Raw genomic sequence first — 7,499 nt, 5'->3', positions numbered from 1 at the left:
GGGGGAGGGGCTGGCCGCGAAGGCTACACTCGGTGAGACATCCTCCCCTCCCCTAACCCCTCCCGCAAGCGGGAGGGGAACTAGGCGCGCCAGCGCCCACTCCGCTGCCTCCCGAATCGTCTCGTCGGGGTCGGCGAGCAGCGCCTCGACAGGTCCGACCAACGCCGCGCTGGCGCTATTGCCCGCGGCGATCAGGCAATTCCGGACCATGCGGTCGCGGCCGATGCGCTTGATCGGGGAACCGGCGAAGACTTCGCGGAACGCGGCATCGTCGAGCGCGAGCAGGTCGGCGAGCGCGGGCGCGGTCAGTTCGGCGCGCGGGGCGAAGGCGAGGTTCGCCTGCGCCGCCGCGGCAAACTTGTTCCAGGGGCATACCGCGAGGCAATCGTCGCAGCCATAGATGCGGTTGCCCATCGCCGCGCGGAATTCCTCCGGTATCGGGCCCTTATGCTCGATCGTCAGATACGAGATGCAGCGCCGCGCATCGAGCCGGTAGGGCGCGGGAAAGGCGTCGGTCGGGCATGCAGTCTGGCAGGCGTCGCAGGTGCCGCAGGTCGAGAGGCCGCGCTGTTCGGGCATCAGATCGAGCGTGGTGTAGATCGCGCCGAGGAACAGCCAGCTGCCATGGCTGCGGCTGACCAGATTGGTGTGCTTGCCCTGCCAGCCGAGCCCGGCGGCCTCGGACAGCGGCTTCTCCATCACTGGCGCAGTATCGACGAAGACCTTGACGTCCGCCCCCGGCGCGGCGCCGACCAGCCAGCGCGCCAGTTCCTTGAGCCGCCGCTTGATCAGATCGTGATAGTCGCCGCCCTGGGCATAGACCGAGATCCGCCCGGTCTCCCCTGCCCCCGCGAGCGCGAGGGGATCGGTTGCGGGGGCGTAGCTCATCCCCAGCGCGATCACGCTGCGCACTTCGGGCCAGAGCGCGGCGGGGCTCTCGCGATGGTGCGCGCGCTCCTCCATCCAGATCATCGAGCCGTGTGCGCCCTCAGCGAGCCATTGGCGCAGCCGCGCGCCCGCCGCCGGCGCGGCGTCGGCGCGCGCGATCCCGCAATCGGCGAAACCGATTTCGGCGGCCTTGTCCTTGATCCGCTGTTCGAGTGACTTGTCTTGGCGCACACGGACCCGCTACCACGAAGCGCAACGGAGGGCATTAGTTTGAGCAGCGATCTGGCCGTGAGCGCCACCGGCCTCGTCAAGCGCTTCGGCGACCGGCGCGCCGTCGACGGCGTCAGCATCGCGGTGCCCAAGGGGCTGATCTACGGCGTGCTCGGCCCCAATGGCGCGGGCAAGACGACGACGCTGCGCATGCTGCTCGGGATCATCGAGCCCGATCATGGCGAACGTCGCCTACTCGGGCACGCGGCGCCGCGCGATGCGAGCGACCGCGTGGGCTATCTCCCTGAAGAACGGGGACTTTATCCCAACATGAAATGCCGCGAGGCGATCGCCTTCATGGGCGCGCTGCGCGGGCTGCCGTGGAGCGTCGGGCGCAAGCGCGCCGTCGAGCTGCTCGACCAGGCCGGGCTCGGCCATGCCGCCGATGACAAGATTCGCAAGCTTTCCAAGGGGATGGCCCAGCTCGTTCAGTTGCTCGGCTCGGTCGTCCACGAGCCCGAATTGCTGGTGCTCGACGAGCCTTTCTCCGGGCTCGACCCGGTCAATCAGGAGCGGCTGGAGAAACTGATCCGCGGCCAGCGAGACCGTGGCGCGACGATCCTGTTCTCCACGCACGTGATGGCGCATGCCGAGCGGCTGTGCGATTATCTGTCGATCATCGCCGGCGGCGTGGTGAAGTTCGAAGGCACCGTCGACCAGGCGCGCGCGATGCTGCCGCTGAAGGCGCATTACACGCCGCATCATCATGCCGACACCGCCGGAGCGCTGCTCCCCGCCGATGCCGAGCGCGACAATGGCAGCTGGCGCTTCACCGTCCCGCCTGAGGGCATCGAGGCCTTGCTCGTCCGGCTGATCGACGCGGGCTATGGCATTTCGGGCCTGTCGATCGAGCGGCCTGGGCTGCACGACGCGTTCGTCCGGATCGTCGGCGCCGAGGCGCTGGAGCAGGCGGCATGAGTTTCGGCCGGATGCTCCGCCAGGCGCTCACCGTCGCGCGCCGCGACTTCACCGCGACGGTGATGACGCCGACCTTCCTGTTGTTTCTGCTGAGCCCGCTGCTGATGATCGGCTTCGGCGTGGTCGGCAGCATGAGCGCGACCAGTGCGACCGGCAGCGGCGAGGCGCGCCAGCGCATCGTGGTGATCGCATCGGGCGACCGGGCGAAGGAAATCGCCGATGTCGACCAGCAATTGCGCGACTCGTTCGGCCGCCCCTCCCGCTGGCCGGCGCTGCAGATCGAAGGCGCCGGCGACGACCTCGCCGCCCAGGCGCGCGCGCTGATCGACAGCAACCAGTTCGAAGCGACCGCAGTGCTCTACGGTCCGCTCGGAAAGCCGAAGATCCTGCGTCGCCCGACAAGCTGGGCCGATGCCAATTATCTCGAGGAACTCGCCGAGCAGACGTTGCGGGCCGAGCGCGTTGGCGGCACCCAGCCGCTCAGCCAGGCGACGATCAGTGTGATCGGGCAGGGCCAGGCGACCAGCAGCGGGCGCAGCCAGACCGCCTATTTCGCCGCGCTCGGCATCTTCTTCCTGACGCTGATGCTGTCGGGCCAAGCAGTGGGCGCGATGGCCGAGGAGCGATCGAATAAGGTGATCGAAGTGCTCGCCGCGGCGGTCCCGCTGGAAAGCGTGTTCTTCGGCAAGCTGATCGGCGCGTTCGGGTCGGCTTTGCTGTTCGTCTGCTTTTGGGGGACCCTGCTCGCGCAATTGCCGCGCTTTGCACCCGAAGGCCTGGCCGACGGGCTGGGCAATCTCAGCGCTGCGGTGGGTCCGGTCTTCCCGCTTCTGTTCGTCGTCTATTTCACGATGGCGTACATGCTGCAGAGCGCAGTATTCCTCGGCGTCGGCGCGCTCGCCTCGACCCAGCGCGAGATCCAGATGCTGTCGCTGCCGATCACGATCTTCCAGTTCGCGATGTTTGGCTTCGCCACCTATGCGGCCGGGCATGCCGACAGCTGGGCAGCGCGCGCGGCAGAGATCTTCCCGTTCAGCTCGCCGCTGGCGATGGCGGCGCATGCGGCGAACGCGCCGGCGCTGTGGCCGCATGCGGTCGCGCTTGCCTGGCAGATCCTGTGGGTGGCGATCACGGTGACGGTCGCGGCGCGGCTGTTCCGTCGCGGGGTGCTCAAGTCGGGCAGTCCGAAGCGCAGCAAGCGACAGGCCGAACGCCCCGCTATTGACACGACTGTCAGTTAAGGTTCTCCTCTCCGAAAAGCAGGAGAGCAGCATGGCGACGCTGGCGACCGAGTCGAAGCCCCAGGACGCAGTCGATCCGCTCGATATGAGCCGGCCCGAGCTGTATCGCGACGATGCCTGGCAAGCGCCGTTCCGCACGCTGCGCGAGACGGCCCCGGTCTATTATACCGAGCATAGCAGCTTCGGGCCGTTCTGGTCGGTGTCGCGCTACAAGCCGATTGTCGAAGTCGAATCGCTTCCCGATCTCTATTCGTCCGAAGCGGGCGGGATCACGATCGCCGACCTCAAGGAGGGCGACATCAAGATGCCGATGTTCATCGCGATGGACCGGCCCAAGCATACCGGCCAGCGCCGCACCGTCGCGCCGGCATTCACCCCGTCCGAGATGGCGCGGATGACCGACAACATCCGCGCACGCAGCGCCGAAATCCTCGATTCGCTGCCGGTGGGCAAGGAATTCGACTGGGTCGATACGGTGTCGATCGAGCTGACCACCCAGATGCTCGCGATCCTGTTCGACTTTCCCTGGGAAGAGCGCCGGCTGCTGACCCACTGGTCGGACTGGGCGGGAGATATCGAGATCGCCAAGGATCCGCTGCGCAAGGACGAGCGGCGGACGATCCTGTTCGAATGCGCCGCCTACTTCGGCAATCTCTGGCAGAGCCGGATCGGCAAGGAACCCGCGCCCGACCTCATCTCGATGATGATCCATTCGGATGCCATGGCGCACATGGACCAGATGGAGTTTCTCGGGAACCTGATCCTGCTGATCGTCGGCGGCAACGACACGACGCGCAATTCGATGAGCGCCTTTGCCTATGGGCTCGACCAGTTTCCCGAGGAGCGCGCCAAGCTCGAGGCCGATCCGGGGCTGATCCCCAACGCTGTGCAGGAAATCATCCGCTGGCAGACTCCGCTCGCGCACATGCGCCGCACCGCGACGCAGGATACCGAGCTGGAAGGACAGAAGATCCGCGCGGGCGACAAGCTCGCGCTCTGGTACATCTCCGCCAATCGCGACGAGAGCATTTTCCCCCAGGCCGACCGGATCATCGTCGATCGCGAGAATGCGCGGCGGCATTTGTCATTCGGCCACGGCATCCACCGCTGCGTCGGCGCGCGGCTGGCCGAGCTGCAGATCGGGATATTGCTCGAGGAAATGGCCAAGCGGCGGCTGCGGGTGAACGTACTACGCGAGCCCGAGCGCGTCGCGGCGTGCTTCGTGCACGGGTACAAGAAGATGCCGGTCGAGCTGAGCCGGTATTAGGCGCATTAAAGCGAACGGCAGCAAACGCTCCAAAAGCCGGTCATTCGGTACCGCTGCTGCGCTTCTCAAAGCTCACATACGCCCGGTTTGACGGCTAATAGCAGCGAGGCCAGATTTGTCGACGTTCCGGACCGGCGCTAAGTATCGACAGATGAAACGCGTGATCCTGACTTTCCCGGCCGCTGTCGCGCTCGCGGTTTCTGGTATCGCAGCTGCAGGCCTGATTCTTTTTGGGATCGGAGCCGCGTTTTACGCTCTCTTCCTCCCCGAGGTGGAGGCGCTCATTGCCATGCTGATTGCCTTCGGCCTGGCGGCCGGAGTAGTCGCGCTGATGCTGCGCGTTATTTGGCCATTCGCGCGCCATCAATGGGACTGACGTCGCTATCGCAACCGTTGCCAAGGAAGAGTCAAATATGACCGGTGTGATCACCGACGCGTGCATTAAATGCAAGTTTATGGACTGCGTGGAGGTCTGCCCTGTCGATGCCTTTTACGAGGGCGAGAATATGCTTGTGATCAATCCGCTTGAATGTGTTGATTGCGGATGCTGCATCGAAGCATGTCCAATCGACGCCATCGTGTTCGAGGATGATCCCGGCGCAAAGCCGTGGCTTGAACTGAATGCGAAATATTCTGAATTATGGCCGAACGTGACCTTTGACAGCGGGCAAACTCCACCCGACGCAGCGCAATTTTACTCGCTGCCGGGAAAGTTCGACCGCTACTTTTCTGCTGCTCCGGGCGAAGGCGACGTCGGCTCTTCAACCAGACCCGCGCACAATAGATCGTGTGCTCGATGCAAGGGAGAAACCATGTTGGGGCGCGCGCTTGGAATGCTCCGAAACCTCCTGACCTAAAACATCATCCCGAGGCATAGCCGCAGGTCCGCTTTTCGGTGCTCACGCCCCAAAGCCGCCTGTCTAAGAGCACCTATGTCGTCCGCTTTGCGCTCGTGGTGAGGGCAATCGTCTTATTGGTTCACGATCCAGGCTCCGCGCCGATGACCGCACTATCGCCGCGACTGCCATGCATCCGGAATGAAGGTTTAATTGTCGCTCGTCCGATGCCCGATGGCAGCCACACCAAGGACGACGAACGCGATTGAATGAAGCAAAAAGGTGAGCAGTAGATAGAAATAACCCGTTAGCAGCGCGAAGTCCTCCACCATGCTGTCACCCGATACGCCGACGGCATCAAAGTACAAATACGATCCCATTCTAAACATGGCGATTGCTGTCGGGATGAAGAGAAGATGCGGTAGCCAACGCATGCGAGTCCGTCCGCTCCTTGACCACGCGATGAGCGACAAGGCGAGGGGTCCGACTGTCGCTGCAAGCCAACCGCCAGCGCCGAGAGCGGTGATCCCGCCGGCATATCGATAGAGCGTTTCGACCGAAACGACCGTGTACCTTGCCGTGAGTAGCGCCCCAGCTACCAAACTGACGCCGTAAGCGATATATCCCAAGCGGTTCATAGCGAGGATCATCCCGCAGGAATTGCGGTTCCGCAAGCACGAGAGCCGTCCGTGCTAGGACCATTCCGAGATTGAACGGTAGCCTAACTCCTTCGCACTTGCGGAAAATCCCCATAGTGCTAGAGGCACATCCGTTGGGGAGTAGCTATCGGCGCCCATGCCGAGATCGCGTCAACACACTTGCGCCGCGGCGCATGGCGCGATCAGCGAACTAGTTCGCCTTGCGAGACCAGCGTGCATCGGACCCGCACCGGCCGGGATCGGTGACGCTGTCGCTCGTCCGGTGAGGTTCGTAATGTCTCCCTTCGGTATCGTCGCCCTTTCGCTCAGCATGTCCGCCGACGCCTTTGCCGCGTCGATTGCGCGCGGCGCCTCGACGCGGCCCGATTTCGCCGGCGCCGTGAAGGGCGGGCTGGTGTTCGGCGTGGTCGAGGCGATCACGCCGTTGCTCGGCTTCGCGGTCGGGCTGATCACCGCGAGCTTTGTCGGCGCGGTCGATCACTGGATCGCGTTCGGGCTGCTGGGCGTGGTCGGCGGCCGGATGATCTGGGAGGCGATCCACCGCGAGGAAGCAGAGGCGGCGCCCGCCCCCGCCCTCCCGGGCTGGCGCAGCGCGATGGTGCTGGTCGCGACTGCGATCGGGACGAGCATCGATGCCGCGGCGGTGGGCGTGTCGCTGGCGCTGGTCGGCGAGAATATCTGGGTGATCGCCGCGGCGATCGGCTTCGCGACTTTCGTAATGACGACGATCGGGCTGAGCATCGGCCGCGTCGCGGGCGCGCGGCTGGGGCGCATGGTCGAGATCGTCGGGGGCACCGCGCTGATCGCGATCGGCAGCGTGATCCTGTACGAGCATCTGACCGCGATCGCCTGACATTGCGGGGACGCGGCGCGCGCCCCACATATCGGCGATGCAGACCGATCGCCGCACGTTTCTCGCCGTCGCCGGACTGGGCGCCCTCACCGCTGCATGCGGCGGTGCGCCTGCCGAGGCGGCGCAGCGCTTTCCGTTCACGCTCCCCGATGCAGAATGGAAGAAGCGGCTGAGCCCCGCCGCCTATCGCACGCTGCGCCAGGGCGCGACTGAGTTTCCGGGCACGAGCCCGCTCAACAAGGAGCATCGCGCGGGGACGTTCGTCTGCGCAGGGTGCGCGCTGCCGCTGTTCGCCTCGTCGACCAAGTTCGACAGCGGGACGGGGTGGCCGAGCTTTTATGCGGCTTTGCCCAATGCGGTGGTCAGCAAGACCGATCGCTCGCTGGGAATGGCGCGGACCGAGATATTGTGCCGCCGCTGCGGCGGCCATCTCGGCCATGTCTTCGACGACGGGCCGCGGCCGACCGGCAAGCGCTATTGCATGAACGGCGTGGCGCTGAAGTTCGTGCCGAAGGGGTGAGTTAGCGTGAAAGACTCCCCTCCCTGCAAGGGAGGGGCTGGGGGTGG

General features: G+C 65.2%; 8 protein-coding genes, 1 pseudogene and 1 riboswitch. Of the genes and pseudogenes, 7 read left to right on the top strand and 2 right to left on the bottom strand.

Annotated features, from left to right (window positions below):
- On the bottom strand, positions 1 to 1,119 hold a 1,119-nt coding region (gene queG, locus AC3WJI_RS21210; protein ID WP_492759295.1), incomplete at its 3' end, for a tRNA epoxyqueuosine(34) reductase QueG.
- 39 nt (positions 1,120 to 1,158) lie between these two features.
- On the opposite strand from queG, the gene AC3WJI_RS21205 reads away from it, so the two are divergent.
- The 5 genes and pseudogenes from AC3WJI_RS21205 to AC3WJI_RS21185 form a co-directional block, all read left to right on the top strand.
- The gene (locus tag AC3WJI_RS21205) at positions 1,159 to 2,076 is read left to right on the top strand and encodes an ABC transporter ATP-binding protein (RefSeq protein ID WP_492759294.1); all 918 of its coding nucleotides are present in this window, start codon (positions 1,159 to 1,161) and stop codon (positions 2,074 to 2,076) included.
- Complete coding sequence (locus AC3WJI_RS21200) at positions 2,073 to 3,317, top strand: ABC transporter permease (RefSeq protein WP_492759293.1); 1,245 nt, start codon at positions 2,073 to 2,075, stop codon at positions 3,315 to 3,317. Before AC3WJI_RS21205 ends, AC3WJI_RS21200 begins: the two co-directional genes overlap by 4 nt.
- 31 nt (positions 3,318 to 3,348) lie before the next feature.
- A complete protein-coding gene (locus tag AC3WJI_RS21195) occupies positions 3,349 to 4,584 on the top strand; it encodes a cytochrome P450 (protein WP_492759292.1) in 1,236 nt (411 codons plus the stop codon).
- 151 nt (positions 4,585 to 4,735) lie between these two features.
- A complete protein-coding gene (locus tag AC3WJI_RS21190; RefSeq protein WP_492759291.1) occupies positions 4,736 to 4,960 on the top strand; it encodes a hypothetical protein in 225 nt (74 codons plus the stop codon).
- Between the two features lie 37 nt (positions 4,961 to 4,997).
- Positions 4,998 to 5,336: pseudogene (locus AC3WJI_RS21185) on the top strand (DUF3470 domain-containing protein); the annotation flags it as partial.
- Between the two features lie 293 nt (positions 5,337 to 5,629).
- On the opposite strand, the gene AC3WJI_RS21180 reads toward AC3WJI_RS21185, so the two are convergent.
- Positions 5,630 to 6,058 (bottom strand): hypothetical protein, encoded by a 429-nt coding sequence (locus AC3WJI_RS21180; protein WP_492759290.1) that lies wholly within the window; start codon positions 6,056 to 6,058, stop codon positions 5,630 to 5,632.
- A 127-nt stretch (positions 6,059 to 6,185) separates the two neighbouring features.
- A riboswitch (yybP-ykoY riboswitch) is annotated at positions 6,186 to 6,280 on the top strand.
- 73 nt (positions 6,281 to 6,353) lie between these two features.
- Between AC3WJI_RS21180 and AC3WJI_RS21175 the strand changes: the two genes are divergently transcribed.
- Together AC3WJI_RS21175 and msrB are read left to right on the top strand one after the other, a co-directional pair.
- Positions 6,354 to 6,932 carry a manganese efflux pump MntP gene (locus tag AC3WJI_RS21175; protein WP_492759289.1) on the top strand — a complete coding sequence of 193 codons (579 nt, stop codon included), beginning with the start codon at positions 6,354 to 6,356 and terminating at the stop codon, positions 6,930 to 6,932.
- 37 nt (positions 6,933 to 6,969) lie between these two features.
- A complete protein-coding gene (gene msrB / locus AC3WJI_RS21170; protein WP_492759288.1) occupies positions 6,970 to 7,452 on the top strand; it encodes a peptide-methionine (R)-S-oxide reductase MsrB in 483 nt (160 codons plus the stop codon).
- The last annotated feature ends 47 nt before the right edge of the window (positions 7,453 to 7,499 follow it).

This window comes from Sphingomonas sp. FW306-1B-B10E (assembly GCF_058782005.1).
Note: the sequence above shows the minus strand (reverse complement) of the source record. Positions and strands in the feature narration are given on the sequence as shown.

Excerpts from the sequence above, each read along its gene's own strand:
- AC3WJI_RS21200 (WP_492759293.1), top strand. The coding sequence starts at position 2,073 with ATGAGTTTCGGCCGGATGCTCCGCCAGGCGCTCACCGTCGCGCGCCGC.
- AC3WJI_RS21195 (WP_492759292.1), top strand. The coding sequence starts at position 3,349 with ATGGCGACGCTGGCGACCGAGTCGAAGCCCCAGGACGCAGTCGATCCG.
- AC3WJI_RS21190 (WP_492759291.1), top strand. The coding sequence starts at position 4,736 with ATGAAACGCGTGATCCTGACTTTCCCGGCCGCTGTCGCGCTCGCGGTT.
- AC3WJI_RS21180 (WP_492759290.1), bottom strand. The coding sequence starts at position 6,058 with ATGAACCGCTTGGGATATATCGCTTACGGCGTCAGTTTGGTAGCTGGG.
- AC3WJI_RS21175 (WP_492759289.1), top strand. The coding sequence starts at position 6,354 with ATGTCTCCCTTCGGTATCGTCGCCCTTTCGCTCAGCATGTCCGCCGAC.
- msrB (WP_492759288.1), top strand. The coding sequence starts at position 6,970 with ATGCAGACCGATCGCCGCACGTTTCTCGCCGTCGCCGGACTGGGCGCC.